24 protein-coding genes are annotated in these 23,923 nt (G+C 37.9%); 5 read left to right on the top strand and 19 right to left on the bottom strand.

Features of this window, described 5'->3' with window-relative positions; translation table 11 throughout:
- The first annotated feature begins 1 nt into the window (after position 1).
- Positions 2-2,122, top strand: a complete 2,121-nt coding sequence (locus JCM9140_RS03010) for an RNA degradosome polyphosphate kinase (protein WP_034742179.1) — start codon at positions 2-4, stop codon at positions 2,120-2,122.
- A gap of 120 nt (positions 2,123-2,242) precedes the next feature.
- On the opposite strand, the gene JCM9140_RS03005 is transcribed toward JCM9140_RS03010, so the two are convergent.
- The 3 genes from JCM9140_RS03005 to JCM9140_RS02995 form a co-directional block, all read right to left on the bottom strand.
- The gene (locus tag JCM9140_RS03005; RefSeq protein WP_034742176.1) at positions 2,243-3,109 is read right to left on the bottom strand and encodes a metal ABC transporter permease; all 867 of its coding nucleotides are present in this window, start codon (positions 3,107-3,109) and stop codon (positions 2,243-2,245) included.
- A complete protein-coding gene (locus tag JCM9140_RS03000) occupies positions 3,109-3,861 on the bottom strand; it encodes a metal ABC transporter ATP-binding protein (RefSeq protein WP_034742173.1) in 753 nt (250 codons plus the stop codon). Before JCM9140_RS03000 ends, JCM9140_RS03005 begins: the two co-directional genes overlap by 1 nt.
- A 330-nt stretch (positions 3,862-4,191) precedes the next feature.
- Positions 4,192-5,319 carry a two-component system sensor histidine kinase NtrB gene (locus JCM9140_RS02995; RefSeq protein ID WP_034742170.1) on the bottom strand — a complete coding sequence of 376 codons (1,128 nt, stop codon included), beginning with the start codon at positions 5,317-5,319 and terminating at the stop codon, positions 4,192-4,194.
- Positions 5,320-5,507: 188 nt separating this feature from the next.
- On the opposite strand from JCM9140_RS02995, the gene JCM9140_RS02990 reads away from it, so the two are divergent.
- Positions 5,508-5,771 (top strand): DUF2624 family protein, encoded by a 264-nt coding sequence (locus JCM9140_RS02990; RefSeq protein WP_034742168.1) that lies wholly within the window; start codon positions 5,508-5,510, stop codon positions 5,769-5,771.
- A gap of 105 nt (positions 5,772-5,876) precedes the next feature.
- On the opposite strand, the gene JCM9140_RS02985 is transcribed toward JCM9140_RS02990, so the two are convergent.
- Together JCM9140_RS02985 and JCM9140_RS02980 are read right to left on the bottom strand one after the other, a co-directional pair.
- Complete coding sequence (locus JCM9140_RS02985) at positions 5,877-6,770, bottom strand: deoxyribonuclease IV (protein ID WP_034742165.1); 894 nt, start codon at positions 6,768-6,770, stop codon at positions 5,877-5,879.
- Between the two features lie 15 nt (positions 6,771-6,785).
- A complete protein-coding gene (locus JCM9140_RS02980) occupies positions 6,786-8,138 on the bottom strand; it encodes a DEAD/DEAH box helicase (RefSeq protein ID WP_034742162.1) in 1,353 nt (450 codons plus the stop codon).
- A 206-nt stretch (positions 8,139-8,344) separates the two neighbouring features.
- Here JCM9140_RS02980 and vrrA point away from each other — a divergent pair, with 206 nt between their 5' ends.
- From vrrA to JCM9140_RS02965, 3 genes are all read left to right on the top strand, one after another.
- On the top strand, positions 8,345-8,971 hold the full coding sequence (vrrA, locus tag JCM9140_RS22265; RefSeq protein ID WP_052002024.1) for a VrrA/YqfQ family protein: 627 nt from the start codon (positions 8,345-8,347) through the stop codon (positions 8,969-8,971).
- A gap of 140 nt (positions 8,972-9,111) precedes the next feature.
- Entirely contained in the window at positions 9,112-9,606 is a 495-nt protein-coding gene (locus tag JCM9140_RS02970; RefSeq protein WP_034742159.1) for a CarD family transcriptional regulator, read from the top strand.
- 152 nt (positions 9,607-9,758) lie between these two features.
- Entirely contained in the window at positions 9,759-10,703 is a 945-nt protein-coding gene (locus JCM9140_RS02965) for a 4-hydroxy-3-methylbut-2-enyl diphosphate reductase (RefSeq protein ID WP_034742156.1), read from the top strand.
- Positions 10,704-10,760: 57 nt separating this feature from the next.
- On the opposite strand, the gene JCM9140_RS02960 is transcribed toward JCM9140_RS02965, so the two are convergent.
- From JCM9140_RS02960 to JCM9140_RS22925, 14 genes are all read right to left on the bottom strand, one after another.
- A complete protein-coding gene (locus tag JCM9140_RS02960) occupies positions 10,761-11,882 on the bottom strand; it encodes a Nif3-like dinuclear metal center hexameric protein (RefSeq protein ID WP_034742153.1) in 1,122 nt (373 codons plus the stop codon).
- On the bottom strand, positions 11,879-12,589 hold the full coding sequence (locus JCM9140_RS02955; protein WP_034742150.1) for a tRNA (adenine(22)-N(1))-methyltransferase: 711 nt from the start codon (positions 12,587-12,589) through the stop codon (positions 11,879-11,881). Before JCM9140_RS02955 ends, JCM9140_RS02960 begins: the two co-directional genes overlap by 4 nt.
- 196 nt (positions 12,590-12,785) lie before the next feature.
- Positions 12,786-13,163, bottom strand: a complete 378-nt coding sequence (locus JCM9140_RS02950; protein ID WP_034742146.1) for a c-type cytochrome — start codon at positions 13,161-13,163, stop codon at positions 12,786-12,788.
- Between the two features lie 143 nt (positions 13,164-13,306).
- Positions 13,307-13,837, bottom strand: coding sequence for a hypothetical protein (locus JCM9140_RS02945; RefSeq protein ID WP_034742143.1), 531 nt, complete (start codon positions 13,835-13,837; stop codon positions 13,307-13,309).
- A 133-nt stretch (positions 13,838-13,970) separates the two neighbouring features.
- Positions 13,971-15,092 (bottom strand): RNA polymerase sigma factor RpoD, encoded by a 1,122-nt coding sequence (gene rpoD / locus JCM9140_RS02940; RefSeq protein ID WP_034742140.1) that lies wholly within the window; start codon positions 15,090-15,092, stop codon positions 13,971-13,973.
- Between the two features lie 48 nt (positions 15,093-15,140).
- On the bottom strand, positions 15,141-16,130 hold the full coding sequence (locus tag JCM9140_RS25375; RefSeq protein WP_439644261.1) for a toprim domain-containing protein: 990 nt from the start codon (positions 16,128-16,130) through the stop codon (positions 15,141-15,143).
- A gap of 113 nt (positions 16,131-16,243) precedes the next feature.
- A complete protein-coding gene (locus JCM9140_RS25370; RefSeq protein WP_439644260.1) occupies positions 16,244-16,954 on the bottom strand; it encodes a DNA primase in 711 nt (236 codons plus the stop codon).
- Between the two features lie 30 nt (positions 16,955-16,984).
- Positions 16,985-17,437 (bottom strand): YaiI/YqxD family protein, encoded by a 453-nt coding sequence (locus tag JCM9140_RS02930; protein ID WP_034742137.1) that lies wholly within the window; start codon positions 17,435-17,437, stop codon positions 16,985-16,987.
- 290 nt (positions 17,438-17,727) lie between these two features.
- Complete coding sequence (locus JCM9140_RS02925) at positions 17,728-18,543, bottom strand: pyruvate, water dikinase regulatory protein (protein ID WP_034742134.1); 816 nt, start codon at positions 18,541-18,543, stop codon at positions 17,728-17,730.
- Between the two features lie 22 nt (positions 18,544-18,565).
- A complete protein-coding gene (gene ccpN, locus JCM9140_RS02920; protein WP_034742131.1) occupies positions 18,566-19,201 on the bottom strand; it encodes a transcriptional regulator CcpN in 636 nt (211 codons plus the stop codon).
- 122 nt (positions 19,202-19,323) lie between these two features.
- On the bottom strand, positions 19,324-21,405 hold the full coding sequence (gene glyS, locus JCM9140_RS02915; protein WP_034742128.1) for a glycine--tRNA ligase subunit beta: 2,082 nt from the start codon (positions 21,403-21,405) through the stop codon (positions 19,324-19,326).
- Positions 21,398-22,288 carry a glycine--tRNA ligase subunit alpha gene (glyQ, locus tag JCM9140_RS02910; protein ID WP_034742127.1) on the bottom strand — a complete coding sequence of 297 codons (891 nt, stop codon included), beginning with the start codon at positions 22,286-22,288 and terminating at the stop codon, positions 21,398-21,400. The genes glyS and glyQ overlap by 8 nt, the downstream gene beginning before the upstream one ends.
- Before the next feature lie 316 nt (positions 22,289-22,604).
- The gene (recO, locus tag JCM9140_RS02905; RefSeq protein WP_034742123.1) at positions 22,605-23,354 is read right to left on the bottom strand and encodes a DNA repair protein RecO; all 750 of its coding nucleotides are present in this window, start codon (positions 23,352-23,354) and stop codon (positions 22,605-22,607) included.
- A 39-nt stretch (positions 23,355-23,393) separates the two neighbouring features.
- Positions 23,394-23,540 (bottom strand): YqzL family protein, encoded by a 147-nt coding sequence (locus tag JCM9140_RS22925; protein ID WP_081727541.1) that lies wholly within the window; start codon positions 23,538-23,540, stop codon positions 23,394-23,396.
- Between the last annotated feature and the right edge of the window lie 383 nt (positions 23,541-23,923).

Below are 23,923 nucleotides of genomic sequence, written 5' to 3'. Positions count from 1 at the left end.
CATGCAAAAGGATCATCTAATTCAAAAACAAATTGACCTTAATAACCCAACCTTCTATAACAATCGTGAATTAAGCTGGCTTGCTTTTAATCAACGAGTTTTAGAAGAAGCCATAGATGAACGTAACCCTATTTTAGAACGGTTAAAATTTTTAGCGATTTTCAGTTCAAATTTAGATGAATTTTTCATGGTACGTGTAGCCGGCTTAAAGGATCAAGTGAAGGCCGGTTATAGTCGACCGGAAAACAAAGCAGGATTAACTCCAAAACAACAGTTAAAACATATTGCAGAGAAGAACCATCTCTTGGTCCAATTGCAAGACACTGTCTATACTGAGACATTGTTACCTATGTTGTTACATGAAGGTTTTCAGTTTAATACCATTGAGGAATGTACAGAAGAACAGCTTCAATTTTTAAAAGAGCGATTTCAAAATTACATTTTTCCTGTTTTGACACCGATGGCCATTGATGCATATCGACCATTTCCAATGTTGTTAAATAAGAGCTTAAATCTTGCTGTCATGTTAAAGAAAATCAAAAACAATGATACTGGGAAAGATCAATTAGCTATTGTTCAAGTTCCATCCGTATTAACAAGGTTTATAAAATTGCCAACAGCAAATGGACAAATCACCCAATATATATTGTTAGAGGATGTTATTAGTCATTTTATTAATGACCTCTTTACTGGTTTTCGTGTAAAATCTGTTTCTCCCTTTCGAATTACAAGAAATGCAGATATGACGATTCACGAAGAAGGAGCACGTGATTTACTAAGCGAAATAGAAAAAGAAATCAAAAAACGAAAATGGGGTGCTGCGGTTCGTTTAGAAATGCAAGAAGGACAAATGAACGAACGAGTTCTCAACTTATTACTAGACGTACTAGAGCTTCATCAAAATGATGTGTATTCTTTAAAGGGACCTATTGACTTAAGTTTTTTATTTAAACTGTACGGGCAACTTTCTGTAGAGCACGAACACTTAGCAAATGAAACACTCGTCCCACAAACACCGGAAGATTTAATTGGAGAAGAAGATATTTTTGAGACGATTTTAAAACGTGACATCATTCTTCACCATCCATATGAATCGTTTCAACCGGTAGTTGATTTTATTTCTCGGGCAGCCGAAGATCCATCTGTTCTAGCGATTAAACAAACTCTTTATCGTGTTAGCGGTGACTCTCCAATTATACACGCCCTTGCTTTAGCCGCAGAAAACGGCAAACAAGTTACCGTACTTGTTGAATTAAAAGCTCGCTTTGATGAAGAAAATAACATTCAATGGGCAAAAAAACTTGAAAAGTCTGGAGTCCATGTTATCTATGGCATCACTTCTTTGAAAACACATAGCAAAATTACCCTTGTAGTACGCCAAAAAGGTGACCAAATACAAAGATTTGTTCATTTAGGTACAGGAAATTACAATGATTCTACTGCTATGTTATATACAGATTTAGGTTATTTTACTGCAAATGAAAAATTCGGAGTAGATGCCACTAACTTTTTTAATTATTTAAGCGGTTATAGCGAGAAACCTAATTGGCATTATTTATCAACTGCTCCTTTTGAAATTCGAAATAAATTTCTTTCATTAATAGATGAAGAAATTGAAAATCATCAAAAGAATGGCAATGGAAAAATCATCGCCAAAATGAATTCGATTACTGACAAACCGATCATCCTAAAGTTATATGAAGCTTCACAAGCCGGAGTACAAATTGACCTTATCGTTCGAGGAATTTGTTGTTTGCGTCCTGGGATTCCAGGAGTTAGTGAGAATATTAGGGTGATTAGCATTGTTGATCGGTTTTTAGAACATAGTCGAATTTTTTATTTTTATCATAACGGTGAAGAAAAGATTTACATGTCTTCAGCCGATTGGATGACTCGGAACATGGAAAAGCGAATTGAGATTTTATCGCCTATTATCGATTCTAGAAATAAAATTCGCGTAAAAGAAATCTTAACCATTACGTTACAAGACAACACAAAAGCGCGACAACAAAATGCTAATGGTAGTTACGAATATATTTCCAGAAAACCAAGTGAACAGCCTATTCAAAGCCAGTTGATCTTTCATGAAATGGCCTCTCGCTTTACGATTGTCGATGAATAAAAATCATTTAGAGGGTAGTGAATGATTCACTACCTTCTAAATGATGAAAAAAGCCCACTATGAGTTCGCTCTCGTAGCAGGCTTCTTTTTTTCTCACTCACATATAAAGATCAGTCTTTTTTACGCTTTCTGAACTTTTCTCGATCGCCATTTTCTCGTTAATACACCTTGTTTCGGTGAGAAAAAGAAAGCTAAACCAAATAACACAGAAGCTACTAAAACAATGGAAGCACCAGATGCAACATCATATATAACGGAATAATACATTCCAACAATAGCTGAAATCACTCCAAAAACTGCTGATAACGAAAGCATTACTGGTAATCGGTCGGTTAGTAAATAGGCGGTTGCTCCCGGAGTAATAAGCATTGCAACAACAAGAACGATTCCTACTGTTTTTAATGAAGCAACTGTAACAAGGGATAAAAGCAACATAAGTAAGTAATGAATCATTTGGACAGGTACTCCTGTCGCTTTTGCCATTATTGGATCAAATGTACTTAATAATAATGGACGATAAAATATTACGATCATTACTAATACAAACAAACCAATTCCTACTGTAACCATCAAATCAGATCTTGACACAGCAAGAACATTCCCAAATAAAATATGCCAAAGGTCCACTCCTGTTCCTCTCAAACCTGTAATTAATACAATCCCAAGAGCAAAAGCTGCCGTGAACATAATTCCTATCGCGGAATCATCTTTAATACGACTATTTTGCGAAACATAGCCAATTGCCAGTGCTGTTAAGACCCCCGTAATGGTAGCTCCTACAAAAAAACTAGCTCCAATCATATACGCTATAACGACCCCTGGCAATACAGCATGCGAAATAGCATCTCCCATTAAAGCCATTCCACGTAAAATAATGAAACAACCAATTACCCCACAAATTATTCCAACTAAAATGGCAGCTACTAATGCCTGTTGCAAATAAGAATACCGCATAACTTGATCGATGAACATTGTAATGTTACTCATTACTCACTCACCACCATCATATTTTCATCTGAGCCAAATAACGTGATGCTGCCTTTATACGTCTTCGAAAGAATTTCCGGCTTATAAACAGACTTTACTTCACCAAATTCCACGAGTTCTTTATTGATTAGTAATAACTCATCAAAATATTGTTCTACTTTGCTTAAATCATGGTGAACAACAAACACGGTCTTTCCTTCATCTCTTAACTCTCTAAGTAAATTAATGATAATCTCTTCAGATGTGACATCAATTCCAACAAAAGGCTCATCTAAGAAAAATAAATCAGCATGTTGTGCTAACGCTCTTGCAATAAACACTCTCTGCTGCTGACCACCCGATAATTCTCCTATTTGTCTTTTTCGATAATCCAACATTCCTACTTTATTCAATGAATCAACTACGATTTTTTGATCCAGTTTTCCGGCCTTTTTATACCAAGGAATATGAGTAAACCGGCCCATCATGACAACATCTTCAACTAAAACCGGGAAATCCCAATCAATTTGATTCCGTTGCGGGACATAAGAAATTTGTTTTCTAACTTGATTCACTTTATCTCCAAGTACGGTTACTTTTCCATGAGCCTTCTCTAAACCTAAAATAGCCTTTATTAATGTTGATTTTCCAGCACCATTGGGTCCGACAATCCCAATTAATTTTCCTTGCTCAGCTTGGAAACTAACATCTTTAATTGCTTGATTGTTTTCGTAGTAAACAGAAAGTGAATCAACTTCAATAACATTCGTCATCAGCTTTTCCTCCAATCAATCAACAATAATTATATATGTTGCCATAACGCAACTTTTTCGAGAAAAAACTCCCTATACATATACTTAGCCAAGCTAAAAGAGAGAACAAAAGGGCAACCTTTCATTCGTCATTAACTAACCTAAATAAATATTCAGAACATCTTATGGTCAAAATGAAAAAAGGTGCAAAATTAGGACAGGGCAGAAAAGTTTCCCTAAGTAAACTTTCTCTTATTATAATCTGAATTAACAACATTGTAAATGTATAGCAATTAATCTGTGCGAAATTACAAAAAGACCTGTACCTATTTAAGGTTACAGATCTTTTCCTCATCTACCTAAAGGCAATGAAACAATGACTGTTGTTCCAATGCTATAGGCACTATTTACACGAAAACTACCTCCATGGTCTTCAATAATTTTTTTACATAGTGGAATTCCAATGCCAGTTCCTCTTTCTTTAGTAGTAAAAAAGGGTTTTCCTAACTGCTTTAGGACGGAATCAGGCATTCCCTTTCCGTTATCCTTAACTTCAATAATATAATTTTCTGCCTCTATTGTAGTCGTAATGTTCAAATGACGATTTGAATTTGATTCACCGAACGCTTCAACAGAATTACGTAGGAGGTTCAGCATAACTTGTTTGACCATTGATTCATTTACATATACTTGTTGATTTGTTTCAGTTAAATTTAATTGAAATTCAACATCGTGAAGAAGGCATTCAGCTTTCATGATTTCAACCAATGAATTCATAATATGCGAAGGAGATTGCCACCTTCTCTCCATTTTTTTCCTAGAAACTGATAAAAAGTCTTCAAGAATTCCATTCATTCGATTCATTTCAGACATGATTGTATCATAATATTTTTGGTGATCATTAGTTAATTGCGCCAATTGTAAGAAGCCGCGTATTACTGACAAAGGGTTACGTAATTCATGCGCAACTCCGGCTGCAATATGAGAAACAGCTTCCATTTGATGATGGAAAGTTAGGAGGTTTTCAAATTGTCTTTGAAGTGAGCGATCTTCAAATAAAATATAAGTCATTCCATCTCTTTCAAAAGGGATCACTCTAATTCGATATACTTGATCATCTTCTTCGTAGTCATCCACTTGCTTCCTATTCGTTCTTTGAGCTTCCTTTACCAGGTCAGTACTGAATAATAAGATAGGATGCTCCATACTTAGTTCATGTAATTGAAAAATGTTCAAATCGGACTCATACATATTCATTAATTCTAAAAAAGCTTGATTCCACTTGAGTATATGTAAATTTGGATTAACTTGTAAAAACGGAATGCCTAACTCCTCAATCAGAAAGTGTTGTTCAATCATTTTTTCCTCCGTCATTGTTGCTGAGTACAATGGCATTTCTTGTCCTGTTATCGAAGAATTTGGTGTAATTGTGTTATTTCTATACGGGGCTAACTGCTCTTCTAGGTGCTTATTATTCATACGCCCCACCCCCTCTTCTTGTAGCAATTATTGACATCTATTTACTCATACTCTAAAAAACTGTTAGTTGTTTCACATCTTAAATTCCTTAATTCGATAACTCTACCAAGATTTCCTTTTTTTCTGCACATTTTCTTAAGTAAAATCATAAGATGTCATTATGTTACTTAATGAAAGAGGTGCTTATTATGAACGCAATTATGCAACAGCTTGTTAACAACAAAATCAATTCCCTAACACCACAGGAGTTATTAGGTCTTGCGAGTCAATACAACATTGATCTTAATCAACAACAAGCCGAAAAAGTTATCGCTATTATCCGTTCAGAGCAAATTGATGTTGCTAATCAGGCACAGGTAGAAAGAATGATTCACCGCCTTCAAACAGAAGTAGACCCATATGTATCTTCCGTGATTCAACAACTCTTACAACAATTTAGTCAGTATTTATAAGAGGGCAAGGCACATATCCATTGGACACTGACACATACCTTAAACGAAAAAGAGAGTGTGACACAAGGATTTCATCCTTTGTCACACTCTCTTTTATAACAAAAATTACATCATCATTTTTTGTCTTACACCCTCATCAAACTGTCCGGAGAGTAGCATATCAATTTCGAACTTATATGGTGGCTTTTTATTTTTTTTATCTTCCCCCACAAAAGGTGTTTCTAGAATTTTAGGTATTTCTGCTAATTGTGGGTGATGAATGATGTAATGTAGGGCTTTAAATCCGATATGTCCGAATCCAATATTTTCATGGCGGTCTTTAGCTGCTCCGCGTTCATTTTTACTATCGTTAATATGCAAAACTTTGAGGCGGTCAATTCCAATGATTCGATCAAATGTATCTAGAACCCCGTCAAAATCATTGACAATATCGTAACCAGCATCATGTGTATGACAAGTATCAAAGCAAACGGATAACCTTTCATTATGCGTAACACCATCTATGATTGCTGCTAGCTCCTCAAATGTTCGTCCACACTCAGAACCTTTACCCGCCATCGTTTCCAGAGCAATTTGCACATCGCGCTTATCTTCAAATACTTCGTTAAGACCTTCAATAATTTTTTGAATACCTGCTTCTGTTCCAGCCCCAACATGCGCACCAGGATGTAACACAATTTGTTTTGAACCTAGGGCTTCTGTACGCTCTATCTCCGAACGTAAAAACCGAACTCCTAATTCAAAGGTTTCTGGTTTCGTTGTATTTGCTATATTAATAATATATGGGGCATGAACGACAATGTCCGTCATCCCACTCTCTTTCATATGAGCCAAACCTTCATCAATATTCAATTCCTCAATTGCTTTTCGTCTCGTATTTTGTGGTGCCCCTGTATAAATCATAAATGTATTTGAACCATAAGAAGCAGCCTCTTCACTTGCTCCTAACAACATCTTTTTTCCGCTCATTGAGACATGTGAGCCTAGTTTAACCGTCATTATCTCTCTCCTACCTTACTTTTTCTTATTAATACGTCTTTGTCTTTGATCTTCTTTTGCTTTTTTAAACCTTGCTTTTTTCTTGTAGCCCGGCTTTACACTTTTTGCTCTCGCAACAGCCTTACCACCTGTTCTTTTTTGTTCTTTCGGCTTTGTTTTTGAAGTAGTCTCAACTGCTGTGCGATTCACTTTCTTCTTCCCAGGTACCCCAAGTGGCGCCCGATCAAGTTGAACCCAATTACCTTGTTTAAAGTCGTAATACGTAAATGGCACCCCACGTTTTAATAGCTTTTCTATAGCTTGTTGATCATGATCTTCATAAATGGTAAAAGCGACACCATCTAGTCCAGCACGAGCTGTTCGACCGACACGATGAATATAGAAATCTAAATCTTTCGGAATGTTAAAATTAATAATGTGAGTGACACCTTTCACATCAATGCCACGCGCAGCCAAGTCAGTCGCTACTAAGTACTGGACTTTGACTTCCTTCACTTGTTTCATAACCTGCTTACGTTGTCTAGGTTGTAGTCCACCGTGCAATCTCTCTACATTTAATCCTGCTGAAAGCATGGCATCAGCCACTTCATCGGCTTGCTCTTTCGTATTTGTAAAAACAATAGCCAAATATGGGTTAATTGATTTTGCAATATCTACAACAAACGAGATTTTATCTCGATGTCTTAAGGGAACAATTCGATGTTCAATCTTAGTTGCTGTTACATGTTTGGGCTCAACTTGAACATGTCTTGGATCAGTCATGTATTTCTTGAGAAAAGGTTGAAGCTTCTCTGGAATGGTTGCTGAGAACACCATCATTTGAAGTGATTCTGCCATCCTGGATGCAACTTTATCAACATCGGCAATAAAACCCATGTCAAGCATTTGGTCAGCTTCATCTACAACAAGCATCGTAGCTGTATACACATGAAGGGCTTGATCATCAATCAAGTCACCAATACGCCCTGCTGTTCCAACAATAATATGTGGCTGCACCTTCAAGCTTTCAATTGCTCGAGCACGATCGGTACCACCAACTAATAATTTGGCCTGAATTTCCTCTCCTTCTGGAGAAAACTCAAGAATTTTCTTTAATTCATCAAATAACTGTCCGGCTAACTCCCGAGTCGGTGCTGTAATGACGGCTTGAACCTCATTTTTTTCTGAATTAATTTTATCCAATATAGGGAGTAAAAATGACAGAGTTTTTCCTGTTCCTGTCTGAGATTGTCCAATTACATCTCGTCCATTTTTAATTGCTGGGATTAATCTCTCTTGAATTTCCGTTGGCAAAGTAAACCCTTGGTGACTTAAAGCCTCAATTAAAAATGGCTTAAGGTCAAATCGCTTAAAATTTTCTGATTTCATTTTTTCCTTCAACTTCCTTCCGATCTTTTGTGCAATGCTTCATTTTATCATACTTTGTCATATTATAGTAACAAACTTGCAAAGCTCTCACCGTAAAATGCACTTTTGCATATAGTTGTTATAAGAGTTTAGTAACCTTATTATATTTCCCCAAATGACAAGACCGTACACTTATTATCTGGGATACTCGGAAAGGAGATTGACTCATGCAACCATTTTTCGGTCCCCCTTTTGGTTCAATGCCTATGCAAGGGATGTCTCAAGCCGCAAATATGCTATCTTCAGGAGCTCCACAAGCAGCGAATGCACTAGGTAGTGTGGGAGGGCAAGCGATGAGAGGCGGGGGCTTGCTTTCAAGATTACTCGGTGGATTAGGAGGTGCCTCAGGTAGCGCTGGAACGGCCGGTGCCGCAGGGAACTCTTTAATGAGTGGCCTTTCATCAGCCGCTGGCAGTGGAATGAATTTTACAACGATGCTGACAAACGCCCAAAAAGTGTTAGGTTTGACCCATCAAGTTGTTCCAATGATCCAGCAATATGGCCCACTTGTCCGAAATGCCCCTGCTATTTGGAAAATCATGATGAGCAATAATTCAAATGATCAGAACCAGGCAACAGAAGAACCAAGTGAGACAGAAACAACCCCTGATGAACCCAAAAACACTTCTATTCCGATAGAGGATACAAATATCGAGCAAGAGGAAGCACCTAAAATTGATCCTACACAAACGATAGTTGAAGAGAAAAAAGCTAAAACGGTTACTGCGAATAAACCTCATTCGTTTAAACCAAAAAGTGTTAAGGGAATTCCTGGGCCAAAATTGTATATTTAACATGAAGTTGAGAAAACTACCTGTATAAATTATAGATTTATGTCATTTTTTTATTGACAGAAATCGCACTATAATAGTAAAATTTACTTTTATATTTTTTTATGTTACAATAAGGTTACTACTCGATTGGAGGAATGCCCATGTTTAAAGTTGGTGACCACGTTGTCTATCCATACCACGGAGCTGGAACAATTCAAGATATTGAGGAAAAGGATGTTTTAGGTGAAACGCACTCCTATTTTATTCTTAACTTCCCACTTGTTGATGTGAAGCTGATGCTTCCAGAAAATAAGATCAATGATTCTGGTTTACGTAAAGTGATAGACCAATCAGAGTTAGATTCTCTTGTAGATGCCTTACAAAACGGACCAGAGATTCCGCCTTCTACAAGTCATTTTTCTCGTGAGACCGAGAACCTTCTTAAGAGTGGTAGCATTATTGATGCTGCTCATCTGATCTCGTCTCTTTCTAAAAAGCAAACGGCACGGGCAAACGGCCTCCATATTCAAGACCGTAACCACTTACAGAAAGCTAGACAAATGATTGCTAGCGAGCTTGTCCTCGTAAATGACATGACTGAGGAGCAAGCATACGAATTTATTGATGATGCACTTATTGAGTTAAAAGAAGCATAAGCATTGTCACTCGAAGGAAACTCCATTATACTATATAGCAGGAAAGCAAAGGCTGTCTCGATTCGTGTGAGACAGCCTGCTCTGTTTTCATTTCAAATGTAAGTAAGAATTCTACGAACTACTTGTGAGTTTTTATTAATAGGAGGCCTTTCATGAATGTAAAGAAAATATCTCCAAGAGGTTATTGTTACGGTGTAGTTGATGCAATGGTATTAGCAAGACAAGCTGCTGCAAACTTAGACTTGCCAAGACCGATTTATATTTTAGGAATGATTGTTCACAACAAACATGTGACGGATGCGTTTGAAGAGGATGGAATTATCTCTCTAGATGGTCCAAATCGCTTGGACATTTTAAAACAGGTAACTAAAGGAACCGTGATCTTCACTGCACATGGTGTATCGCCAGAAGTCCGTAAACTAGCTAAAGAAAAAGGCTTAACAGTGGTTGATGCAACATGTCCTGATGTAACTCGTACACATGATTTAATTCGAGACCAAGTAGCAAATGGCTATGAAATCATCTATGTTGGAAAAAAGGGACATCCAGAACCTGAAGGAGCTATCGGGGTTGCACCCAATTCCGTTCATCTAGTCGAATCGCTTGACGATGTAGATAGTTTGAACATATCAACAGATAAAATTATCATTACGAATCAAACAACCATGAGTCAATGGGATGTAAGTGATATTATGAAAAAAGCAATGGAAGCCTATCCAACTGCTGAAGTTCATAATGAAATTTGTTTAGCTACTCAAGTTCGTCAAGAAGCTGTCGCTGAACAAGCAAAAGACTGCGACCTTGTCATTGTAGTAGGAGATCCAAAGAGCAATAACTCTAATCGCCTTGCGCAAGTTTCAGAACAAATAGCCGGAACAAAAGCATATCGAATTGGTGATATTACCGAGTTGCAACAAGATTGGCTACAAGGCGTTGAAACCGTGGGGGTTACTTCAGGTGCATCGACACCAACTCCTATCACAAAAGAAGTGATCACTTTCTTAGAACAATATGATCCAAAAGCAAGCACAGAGTGGAACCCTGAAAAGAAAGTATCTCTTCAAAAAATCTTACCAAAAGTAAAAGCAAAAAATTAAATAATACAAGGGGTGTCCAAAGCCATAGAGACTTCTGGACACCCCTTCTTTGAGTTCTTAAACAAATTGGAATGGATCGGTATTAGGTTCTGAAACAATGACCTCTGTACGATACTTGGACTTCTGTAAAAATTCATCAAAAAACGTCTTCACACCATTTTTCATAATTTTCTCAACATTATGACCTGGATCAACAATATTTAATCCATCCATCATTGCATCATGAGCTACATGGTAATAAACATCGCCAGTAACAAATACATCTGCCCCCTTAAAAATAGCATCTTTCATGTATTTATTACCATCCCCACCAAGCACTGCGACTTTTTGAACATTCGCTGTTAAATCTCCTACCACCCTTGCTCCTTGAACATCAAATGCTTGTTTTACGTGTTCAGCAAATGCACCTAGTGTCATGCCCGATGGTAACTTCCCTATTCTTCCTAATCCAAGTACTTCTCCTTGATTATCTAAAGGATATAAATCAAAAGCAGGCTCTTCATAAGGATGAGCTTTGAGCATCGCTTTTATCACTTTATTTTGTAGAGATGCAGGAACAATCGTTTCAATTTTTACCTCATCTACAAATTCCAACGTTCCTTGCTCTCCTATAAAAGGATTTGTTCCTTCTTCTGGTCGGAACGTACCCTGTCCTTTGCTATTAAACGTACAATGACTGTAGTTTCCAATATGTCCACCACCAGCATTTCCAATCGCATTCCGAACGTTTTCAACATGTGTTTCTGGGACAAAGATGACAATCTTTTTCAAGGCTGTTGTCATAGTTGGTGAAAGCACTTCGGTTTCCGTAAGCCCAAGTGCTTCTGCCATCATGTCATTGACTCCACCCTTAGCAATATCAAGGTTTGTATGGGCAGCATATATTGTAATATCATGTTTAATTGCTTTTGCTACAATTCTTCCGTGGGCTGTATCGAGATCAATTTTTTTTAATGGTCTGAATAAAAGGGGATGGTGGGCAACTATTAAATCTACCTCTTTGTCAATTGCTTCATTCATGACGTTTTCTAGTACGTCTAACGCAATCATCACTTTCTTAATTTCTTTATTTAACGTCCCAACCATTAGCCCATTTTTGTCTCCTTCAACCGCTAATGATTTAGGAGACCACGATTCAAATTGTTGAATGAGAGCTTGACCATTTATGTAGTGACTCATGAATTTAAAACCTCCTCTACCATCGAAATGTTTTTTAAGAGCTCTTGACGCTTCCCTTCCACTTGTTCATTCGTACTCGCCTTCTCAAATTGGGCAACAATCCGTTTCCAATTCATAACCTCAAATTGCCATTTCTTCTTAAAAGCAGGATGTAGTTCTTTTACTAAGAAGGGGCCAAGTAACAGTTTCTGATCCTTATTCGTCGCATACAGCGATGCATCTTCGCCACGGTTTGCTACAAGGATCTCATAAATTTTCTCGTCTTCTTCAAGAATTTCTTCAGCAACCAACTTCCATCCATTTTCTAACAGCCAAAGACGAATCACATTCGCCGAAACATTAGGCTGTAGGACCAATGTTTCTACACCCTTTAATTTTTCTTTTCCTTCCTCCAGAATGGTCGTAATAAGAGCCCCTCCCATTCCAGCCACCGTAATTGTATCCACTTCTCCTTGAGTAATCACTTCAAGGCCGTTTCCTTTTCTCACTTCAATCTTTTTCGTTAAACCTGACTTCTCAACTTGCTTTTTGGCTGATTGAAAGGGGCCTTCGTTCACCTCTCCAGCAATAGCTGTGAGTTCTTGATCTTGTAAGCATAAATAGCACGGTAAATATGCATGATCTGAACCTATATCAGCCATACTTGCTCCTTTTGGAACATATTTTGCCACTCGGATTAAGCGTTCTGATAACTGTCTTTCATTCATTCCATCACCTATTATGTATGTTTTAGTCCTATTTTACCAATGAAATCCCTATCTATCCATGTTTATAACCTTCAAAGAAAAAAAGGTTGTCTCAAAAGTAAGTTTCTAGGCCCAAATAACCCAATACATAGCGATACAGCATGTACTGTAGACATTTGAGGAGTTTAGATCCTTATGAGACAACCTCTTTACAAGTTTATTCAGATTCAGCTAATAAATATTGAGCAATGGCATCAGCTTCCACAGCGTTTAAGTTCGTGATAGCCGGCATGCTTCCATAACCACTTGTAATAATATCAGCAATTTCTTCTACTGAGTATTTTCCATCAAGGGCATTAATGGCTGGACCAGATGCTCCACCTAGGTCACCACCGTGACAACCAATACATGATTGCTGTGCAAGTTCTTGACCAGCTGTAACAGGATCTTCAAACTCTGTTACTTCTTCAGCCTCTTCTGTATCATCAGCGTTCATTTGCGCTCGCTGATCTAAGCCAACTAATGAAAGTGCTACCATTAGCAAGATCCCAACGATTGCTGTGATTGCAAACGGCATAAGCGGTCTTCCTCTCATAACCATATCCTCCTTTTACTATTATCGGATCACACTATCGTCAAACAAGTATGTAGACGCTTTTAAAGATTCCCTTCTCATTCTACTTGATATTGTCTATAAAGAAAAGGGATCTTTTGAGTTTTGCTATTTTTGTCACTCTTTTATTGAAAATAGAGAAATAGTGCACATGTCAATCCAACTATACCAGCTAATTGAAAAATACGAAGCGAATAGCGCCAACCAACAACTACCCAGCTCACACAATGAATTAGTGTTATGATAAATACCATTTTAGTTGGATTAAGACCCAACCCACTTCCCCACTGGACTGTAACCAAATAAAAAAGAACGGCTGCAATCATGAAATAATAGGAGGAAAGGAGTGTATGAGCCGATTTACTCCCAATTAAGATAATTGCCAGCACAAAAGGAACCGCTATTGCTATTTGCATTACATTTGAAAAATCGGTAAAATAAATGACAACAATCGTTAACAGAAATAACAAGTGTATCACGATAAATGGAACAAATGGATACCATCTAAGTACAAAAGATTGTTTTGTCTCTTTATCGTCTTGTTGTCCCTCTGTATAGAGAGTTAGCAAAAAATCACAATAATGTGCAGGTAGCAGTTTCGTTTCTTTCCAATTTTTAATTTCGTTAACAATGATTTCTTTTCTTTTCTCGTCCATTTACTCCTCCTGCTAGCACCTAATCATAGAGTGCAAGCTAAAAGGCCTGGTTCCCAATCATAAATAGTCTATAACTATTTATTTCTTGTGTTGAAACCAGACCTATTGTGAAGACCTTTATCCTATTTGTATTTTATTCTAGGAAATCCTTTAGTCGTTTACTTCGACTCGGATGGCGTAGCTTTCGTAACGCTTTTGCTTCAATTTGACGAATGCGTTCGCGTGTTACTCCGAAAACTTTTCCAACCTCTTCAAGGGTACGAGTGCGTCCATCATCTAGACCAAAGCGTAAACGTAGGACATTTTCTTCCCGGTCGGTTAATGTATCAAGTACATCTTCTAATTGTTCTTTTAATAACTCATAAGCAGCTGCATCAGAAGGAGCTAAAGCTTCCTGATCTTCAATAAAATCACCAAGATGTGAGTCATCTTCTTCTCCAATTGGAGTTTCCAATGATACAGGCTCTTGGGCTATTTTTAAGATTTCACGAACCTTTTCAGGTGTTAATTCCATCTCTTGTGCCACTTCTTCTGGTGTTGGTTCACGCCCAAAGTCTTGCAAAAGTTGCCTTTGAACACGAATTAATTTATTGATCGTTTCAACCATATGAACAGGAATACGAATCGTACGTGCTTGGTCTGCTATTGCGCGAGTAATCGCCTGTCTAATCCACCATGTTGCATACGTACTAAATTTATATCCTTTTTCATAATCAAACTTCTCAACCGCTTTGATTAAACCCATATTTCCTTCTTGAATAAGATCAAGGAAAAGCATACCACGACCAACATAACGTTTAGCAATTGAAACAACAAGTCGTAAATTCGCTTCTGCTAATCTTCTCTTTGCTTCTTCATCACCTTGTTCAATGCGTTTGGCAAGCTCAATTTCTTCTTCAGCCGAAAGAAGGGGAACACGACCAATTTCTTTTAAATACATTCTGACAGGGTCATTTATTTTTATCCCTGGTGGTACACTTAAATCACTTAAGTCAAATTCTTCTTCATCTTTTACCGCTTGCTGGAGATTTGGAACAACATCATCCGTTTCGTTAAGGATCTCAACCCCTTGTTCACCAAGATACTCAAAAAATTCATCCATTTGATCAGAATCTTGATCAAACGCTGCTAACTTTTCTGTAATCTCAGCATAAGTAAGAATCCCTCTTTTTTTACCAATCTCCACTAATTGTTCTTTCACTTGATCGATCGACAATTCACCTTCCGCTAATGGGCGTAGTGGTTTATCAGCCATTCGATCCCCTCCTTCCATTGTTCACAACCAAAGCTTCTTGCCAATACATCAGCAAAGCTCCTGCTTCATTCGATTAATTTCCATTAGGAGCCTAGCTGCTTCTATTGGATCTCTTTCTTGCTTCATTTCTAACTCTTTTTGCTGTATTTTTACCCGTTTTGGATAAGTTTCAATCAATTTCATATAATCAAGAATTTCCTGCTCCTGATATTCCTCATTTAGCGACATCATTGCAAGCTCAGTCGCGATTCTAATTAACTTTTCATCTTGTAACCCTTGTATGAACTGACTTGGGTTTGCTTCGTTTCCTTCCCCAAAAAAAGAGAATAGATGAGCTGCAATTGCTTGATGTTCATCAATATGAAAGTCTCCACCAATTCGCTCCAATACAAGTTCTGTCACTTCAACATCCCTCATCATATGAGCTAATAAAAATCTTTCCGCATTCTGGTGTGCTGGTAATAATCTCTTTGCTTCGAAAGATTTCTTTGGTTGAATTGGCTTCTCACTCGTCTTGTATTGAGTCTGTGCTTGCTTTTTTTTAGCACGATAAATTTGCAACTGCTCTTGCTTTAATGCTTCTAGTGATAGAGAAAACTCTTCTGCTAATTGTCTTACATAATGATCACGTTCAACCGCTCGCGGCAAGTTCGTAATTTCCGTCAATACGTCTTCGATGTAGCTCATTCTTTCAGCTTCATTTTGCAGATTTTTTCCTCTGCGTAAATAACGCATCTTAAAAGCCATTAAAGTCAAACTAGCCCCTATTACATCCGATTGAAAACGTTCCGCACCGTATGTACGAATATAGTCATCGGGGTCAAGTCCTTCAGGCATTTGAGCTACCTTAACCGTACAGCCTGCCTCTTCAAGTATTCTTGCCGATTTAAAAGCTGCATTGGTACCAGCTTTATCAGAATCATAACAAACCGTTACCATTTCAGCATTCCGTCTTATTACTTTTGCCTGTTCTTCTGTTAAAGCCGTTCCTAAAGTAGCGATGGCATTCGTTACCCCTGCTCCCCATGCCGCAATCACATCAACATACCCTTCAAATAAAACAACGGTTCCTTCTTTCCTAATTGAAGGTCTTGCAAGGTGAAGACCATATAAAGTCTTTCCTTTATGAAAAATCGGAGAGTCAGCACTATTTAAGTACTTAGCTTTTCATCAGAAATCGTACGACCACCGAATGCAATGACATTACCTTGACCATCCCATATCGGAAACATTAACCTATTTCGAAAACGGTCGTAGTATCCGTCTTTTGATTCCCGTTCTCCAAGCAAACCTGCTTGAACCATGGTTTCTAAAGAGTAATCTCGTTTTTTTAAGATCGTTACGAGAGAATCCCAACGGTCAGGAGCAAAACCAATTTGAAAATGTTCCATTTGCTCTTTTGTAAATCCACGTTCCTTAACATAGTCTCGACCTTGTGCACCTTGTTCTGTTAGAGTCAAAACATGATAATAAAGTTTTGCTGCTAACTCATGTGCAGTTTTCATATGAACAAGTGGCCCGTCAACGGATCCTGAATGAATCGTTGCTTCAGGTAACTCAATGTTTGCACGATCGCCAAGGTTACGAACAGCTTCAATAAATGAAAAGCCCTCGAGTTCCATCAGAAAAGAGAAAACATTCCCGCCTGCACCACAGCCAAAACAATGGTATAGCTGCTTATCTGGCGACACAGAAAAAGAAGGGGATTTTTCACCGTGAAATGGACATAATCCAATATACTGTCGACCTTGCTTTTTTAGTTGTACATAATCACTAATAATTTCGACAATATCCGATGAGCGTCTAATAAGCTCTACCTTTTCATCTGGTATTCGATTGCTCATTCCTTCATCACCATTCATGCCAATTTCTCTAACATTCGAGTTTTTTTGCTATGTTCCTGCAACAATTTTTCTTAGTTGCTCGATAAATTTGACACGATCTTCATGTCGAAAAGGTTTAGGCCCCTTTGTTTTTCCTCCCATTCTTCTTTGTTTTTGGGAAAGATAACGCGCATCGAGCATCTGCGTTATGGTGTCTTCTTGATAAACCATTCCACGAGGAGATAATGTTCTAACTCCTTTAGATAACAGAATGGAGGCAAGTGCATGATCTTGTGTTACACAAATGTCCCCTTTTTTAGCATGGTTCATCAAAAATAAATCGACAGCTTCTTTTTCATTGTCCACTGTTACCACTTTGACACTTGCAGGCAACGTTAACGTATGTGCATATGATGAAACGAAAACCATCTTCATGTTAACGAACTCACAAATTTCTACTATTTCTGATTTAACCGGACATGCGTCCGCATCTACATAAATTGTCTGTAAGGAAGGATTCATAATATTGAATTCAACATCCCCTTTAAAAGTCCTGCTTTCATTTTAAAGAATTTCGTAGATATTTGTCGAATAATAACTCTTCAACTAGTTCGTTTTTTTTATCCTTACTATCATTACCAAAAAACAAAGAAAAAGTCTTGACTTTTTAAAATTTATTTGTTCTTTTTTTAAATATGCCTAAAAAATCGATCCATTTAAATCACAATTCTCTATTATACGCAACTTTTCCTTCTTTGCCTAGACAAAAAATAAAAGTATCTTGCTTTCTTGCGCAAGATACTTTTATTTTTTTATTTTTTTACGAACATACTCGAAATCAAATTAGCCGTTTCTTCCACTGCTTTATTGGATACATCTATGACAGGACAACCAATACGTTCCATGATTTTTTCAGAATAAGCTAGTTCCTCTTTAATCCGATCTAAATTTGCATAATTCGCTTGGGCCTTTAACCCAAGGGCCTTCAACCGCTCTGCCCTGATATCATTTAACTTCTCAGGACTAATTTTTAATCCTACACACTTTTTTGGTGTAATATGAAACAATTCTTTCGGTGGTTCAACCTCTGGAACGAGTGGAACATTGGCTACTTTCAGTCTCTTGTGAGCTAAATACTGAGAAAGAGGTGTTTTGGAAGTTCTAGAGACTCCAATCAAAACGATATCTGCCCGAATAATCCCTCTTGGGTCTCGACCATCATCATATTTTACCGCAAATTCAATAGCTTCCACCTTTCGGAAATAATCTTCATCTAAACGGTAAATCAATCCTGGTTCATAGCGAGGAGCCTTTTTCGTAAGAGCTCCTATTTTCTCTAACATTGGACCGATAATATCGACCGTTTCAACCCCTGTTTCCTTAGCTAATGTTAATAGGTGCTCTTTTATGTCAGGTACTACTAATGTAAAAGCAATTAAAGCGTTTGCCTTACGAGCTAGAATAATGACTTCTTCAATCGTTTCTTTGTCTTCAACATAAGGAATTCTTCTAACTTCAAGGCCCGCGCTACTAAATTGACTAGCCGCAGCCTTCACGACTAGTTCAGCCGTTTCCCCAACAGAATCTGAAACGACATAAACAACTGGTCGCTGTTTCATCTCTTCCATGACTTGCTCCTCCTCTTCCACACTAAATCACATCATCGTTCGCTAAATCGACCAGCAATGCAGTAATATTTGACTTTGTAATCCGTCCAACTACTTCAAATCGAGATCCATACTCTACCTCTACAACAATAGGCAAACCATCAATCTGCTTTTCAATTAATTTATTGGCTACCTCAATAATTAAATCGTCCTGCTTGCAGACTGTAATATTCGGCATTCTCGTCATAATAATGCTTACCGGAATGGATTCAAGGGCTTGTTTACCTAGACTTGCTCGTAAAAGATCTTTTCTTGAAAGGACACCCACTAATGTTTTTTGTTTATCCACAACAAATAACGTTCCAACATCCTCAAGAAACATCGTACAAATAGCATCGTAAACGGATTCTGACTCTTGAACAACTACTGGTCTTGACTGATACTCATTGACAGTTATATGCTTAATCTTTTCGGCTAACATATGATTGCCTGATTTCCCCGTGTAAAAATACCCAACACGCGGCCTTGCATCTAAATAACCCGACATTGTTAAGATCGCTAAATCAGGACGAAGCGTTGCTCTAGTTAGTGAAAGACGTTCAGCTATTTGTTCTCCTGTAATAGGACCACTTTCTTTTACAATTTCAACAATTAATTCTTGCCTACTTGTTAATTCGATTGGTTTTCACCGTCCTTACCACAAAAGTGCCATACTATATATTAATTATTATATACGAGTGAGCACCAATATGAAAAGAGGGAGCTTATTTGACCTATTTATTGACCAAATAAGCTCTGCCATTATGAAAATACAATCGCGTGAAATTGAGCGAAAGAATGTATCACTTTAGCTAGCTCATTCATTTGACGTAATCGATTTGCTCTTATTTTTTGATCTTCGGCCATGACCATAATGTGATCAAAATATTGGTTAATAATCGGCTCCGTTTTTGCTAATTCTTCAAAAGCAGAGTGAGCATTTCCACCTTCTAGAGCCTGCTTCACCTGTTTCTTCAAGCGTTGAGAGTGTTGATAAAGGACGCTTTCCTCTTCCTTTTCAAATAAGTTTGGATCAATTTCACCGGCATCTTCAGCTTTTTTGGCGATATTGGTTACTCGACTAAGAGCCTCAACAACTTTTTTAAACGATTCGTTATTTCGTTCTTCCGCTATGATTTTCGCCTTAGCCATTACCGTTGGGATATGACCAATCTCTTCACCTAAAACGGCATCAACAATGTCATATTGAATGGCATTTTCTTGTAATAAATTTTTCACACGTAACTTAAAAAACTCAACAAGGTCGCCAGTTATGTCCTCAAGTTCACGTTTTAATAGTTGCCTTCCCTCTACTACATGCAATGTTTCTGCAAGCACTTGTTCTACGGTTACAGGCAATTGTTGTTCATGAAGCATTTGGACAACTCCTGCCGCTTGGCGTCTTAGAGCATACGGATCTTGAGACCCAGTCGGAATAAGACCAATGGAGAAGCATGTAACAATTGTATCAAGCTTTTCAGCTAAGCTTACTGTTGTTGCTGCCATCGTTGCCGGAATTGAATCCCCGGCAAAACGCGGTTTATAGTGTTCGTTAATGCCACTAGCAACTTCTTTTGACTCGCCAGCTAACTCAGCATACACCTCACCCATTCTCCCTTGTAACTCCGGAAATTCTCCTACCATTTGAGTAACAAGATCAAACTTTGCAATTTCCGCAATCCGGTTCGCTGCCTGAACTGTGTTAGAGTCAGCTCCTACCATGTCACTTAATTTGCTAACGAGAGTGTTGACGCGTCTAACCTTGTCACCAACCGATCCGAGTTCCTCATGATATACAATTTGTTCTAAACGTTTTAATGCATCATCAATGTGTAACTTCTGATCTTCAGTAAAGAAAAATGCAGCATCAGCAAGTCTAGCACGCAATACCTTTTCATTTCCCTTTGATACATTTTCAATGTGTTGATGATCTCCGTTACGTACCGTCACAAAATGAGGGAGCAGCTTACCTTGCTCATTCTCAACAGGAAAATAACGTTGGTGTTCTTTCATCGATGTGATTAATACTTCTTTTGGCAACTGTAAAAACTCCTCATCAAAACTCCCAGACAAGGCCGTTGGATATTCTACAAGATGCGTAACTTCCTCAAGTAACTCTTCATCAATAGGAATGACCCATCCATTTCCTTCCGTCATAGACTCAAGTTGGTTTCGAATCGCTCTTTTTCTTTCGATAGGATCCGCGATGACATACTCACCTAATAAAGAACGACTATACTCGCTTGGCTCCCTAAGGTCTATCTCTTTTCCTAGAAAACGATGTCCATACGTCTTGGTAGCCGTCTCAATCCCTGTAATAGAAAAAGGAATCACTTCATTGCCATATAGTGCTACAAGCCATCTAATTGGTCTAGCAAACCGAAGATCATTGCTCCCCCATCTCATATTTTTAGGGAAGTGCAGAGAAAGAATAATGTCTTTTAATTGTGGCAGAAGCTCTGTCGTTTTTTTACCTTCAATGAATTTATTTGCAAAGATATATTCTACGCCTTTTACTTCTTTAAAAAACAGATCATCCGTTTGTACACCTTGACCTCTTGCAAAACCTTGTGCTGCCTTTGACCAGTTTCCTTCACTGTCATAAGCTATTTTTTTAGCTGGCCCTTTTGCTTCTTCTTCAATATCAGGCTGACTCTCACTAAGCCCTTCAAGTAAAACCGCTAACCGTCTTGGTGTCGCAAAAGTCTGAACACTATTGAATTCTAGTCTTGTTTCAATTAGCCACGCTTCTACTTTTTCCTTTAATTGCTTCATGGAGCTTGTTACAAAACGAGCAGGCAACTCCTCTAATCCAATTTCCAGTAAAAAATCTCGCTTATTCATTAGCTGATCCCTCCTCTTTTTTCAACATTGGGAATCCTAAGCGTTCACGTTCATCGTAGTACAACTTCGCAGCAGCTCGTGCTAAGTTTCTAACACGTCCAATGTAACCCGTACGCTCTGTAACCGAAATTGCCCCTCGTGCATCCAACAAGTTAAACGTGTGAGAACACTTTAATATATAGTCATAAGCCGGGAAAACGAGTAATTCATCTAAAGCTCTTTTAGCCTCTTGCTCATACGTTCCAAAAAGAGAGAAAAGCATTTGCGTATCAGAAACTTCAAACGTATATTTGGAATGTTCGTATTCAGGTTGCTTAAAAATGTCTCCATACGTAAAACCTTCAACCCACTCTAAATCAAACACATTTTCCTTATCCTGAATATACGAAGCAAGACGCTCAAGACCATACGTAATTTCAGCTGAAACAGGATTAGCCTCTAGTCCTCCAACTTGCTGAAAATAAGTAAATTGAGTAATCTCCATGCCATCTAACCAAACTTCCCAACCTAAACCTGCGCAACCAAGCGTTGGATTCTCCCAGTTATCTTCAACAAAACGAATATCATGTTCTAAAGGATTAATGCCAAGTGCTTCTAGACTTTTCAAGTAAAGCTCTTGAATATTAATCGGAGAAGGCTTCATAATGACTTGAAACTGATGATGTTGATATAAACGATTCGGATTTTCTCCATAACGCCCATCGGCCGGTCGACGGGATGGTTCTACATAGGCTACATTCCATGGTTCAGGACCAATTGTACGTAGCAGGGTAAAGGGACTCATCGTTCCTGCACCTTTCTCCGTATCGTATGCTTGCATGATCATACAATTTTGTTTAGACCAATACTGTTGTAACGTCAAAATCATATTTTGAACATTCACATTTACTTCCTCCTTCGGTTTATGTACGGTACATCGAGGAATTGGCATAGAAAAAAGCCCTCATCCTTATGTCACAATTGACATAGGGACGAGAGCTAATCCCGCGGTTCCACCCTATTTATTAAAGTCTTGACGTACAAGACCTTAATCACTTTCAATTCATATGCTCAAGAATGCCTTCCTTACCATCAAGATTCCTAGCTCACACCACCCTAGGTTCGCTTTTTCTTGAGAGGATAAGTACTACTTTCCATCAATGCACCATATATTATTATTAGCATCATACATAAAGACTGGCGACGTGTCAATGTTTGTTCTATAAATCGCCCATTCGTTCCATCTGTTCAAGAAAACGTTTTGATTTTAACATGACTCCTGAATACTCTTCATAATAAGCAGATATAATCTGCTTCAATTCATCTTTTGTTTCTTTTTTTAATGATATTTGTCCCAATCGATGCAAGTCAATGTAAAAGAACAACCTAAGAAGTCTTGCTGAATGGTCAGACAAGATAAAAGCTCTTTCATCTTTGGATGCACAACGTTTACATAAAAAACCGGCATGTCGAATGGAGAACTTTGCTGGCACTTCTGTCGATTGACAACTTACACACTGATCAAGCTCTGGTTTAATTCCCGCAACTGCTAACATTTTCATTTCATAAATTCGCAGCAATACATCTGGATCAATACCTTCATTCAAATAATGGATTGTTTGGTGCAACAACTCAAAATGATATGGATTTCGATTTCTTTCTTCTGTTAATTTATCAGTTAATTCTACTATGTATGTTGCATAAGAGGCTCGAAATAAATCACCTCGAACCTCCCGAAAAGAATCCATTATGTCAGCTTGATTTAGTGTCCCTAATCCTTTGCTTTGTTGAAAGACAAATGTACCGTAAATAAACAATTGCGAAGCAGCTGCTAACCGATTTTTCGGCTTTTTAGCTCCTCGCGCCATAACTCCTACTTTTCCTAATTCTCTTGTAAATAGTGTAACAATTTTGTTCGATTCACCATAATCGGTTGTTCGAATGACAATACCTTCAACTTTTTGAATCATGCCCGCACCACACATCCCTTTGTGAGGTGTCAACATACATTAGTGGGTTGGAGCGTCGGATGTTTCGATATCCTCCATGTCTTCTCTTCCGAATTGATCATCTGAATCCCGCTCTAGTTCTTTCAACAATAAATACGTGTCCACATTACCTGTCATTGAAAAGACTTTCCAAGAAAAATCGAGCATTTCAGAATCCACCTTTCTTTAAAGACTTAGACTTAACGCTCTATACTTGTATGATGACCTACTTTTCTAGAATCATGAGAAGGAAATATTGTTAATTTCAAATCCTTGACATTCATGATTTCTTATTTAGTTTTCTAAGTCTATTTTAATTTCTTCTAAAGCAAAAAACAATGGACATTCGCCTATCCATTGTTTGAACTATAAAAAGGTGTTTGTCGATCTTAAGAAAAAAGGGAAGTTCGTCCTTTTTATGATTATCTGAACCCGGTTGCGCTGCTCACATCGCCGTGCGCCTTTTGAGAAGTTCACTCAAAAGGCTTTAAAGATTACGACGGCTCCGCTCAGCGCTTCGAAATGAAGCCAAAAGGGAAAACCACCCTTTT

Source organism: Halalkalibacter wakoensis JCM 9140 (assembly GCF_000513095.1).
GTDB classification, from domain to species: Bacteria; Bacillota; Bacilli; order Bacillales; family Bacillaceae_D; genus Halalkalibacter; species Halalkalibacter wakoensis.
This window is presented reverse-complemented; position numbering and strand designations above follow the sequence as displayed.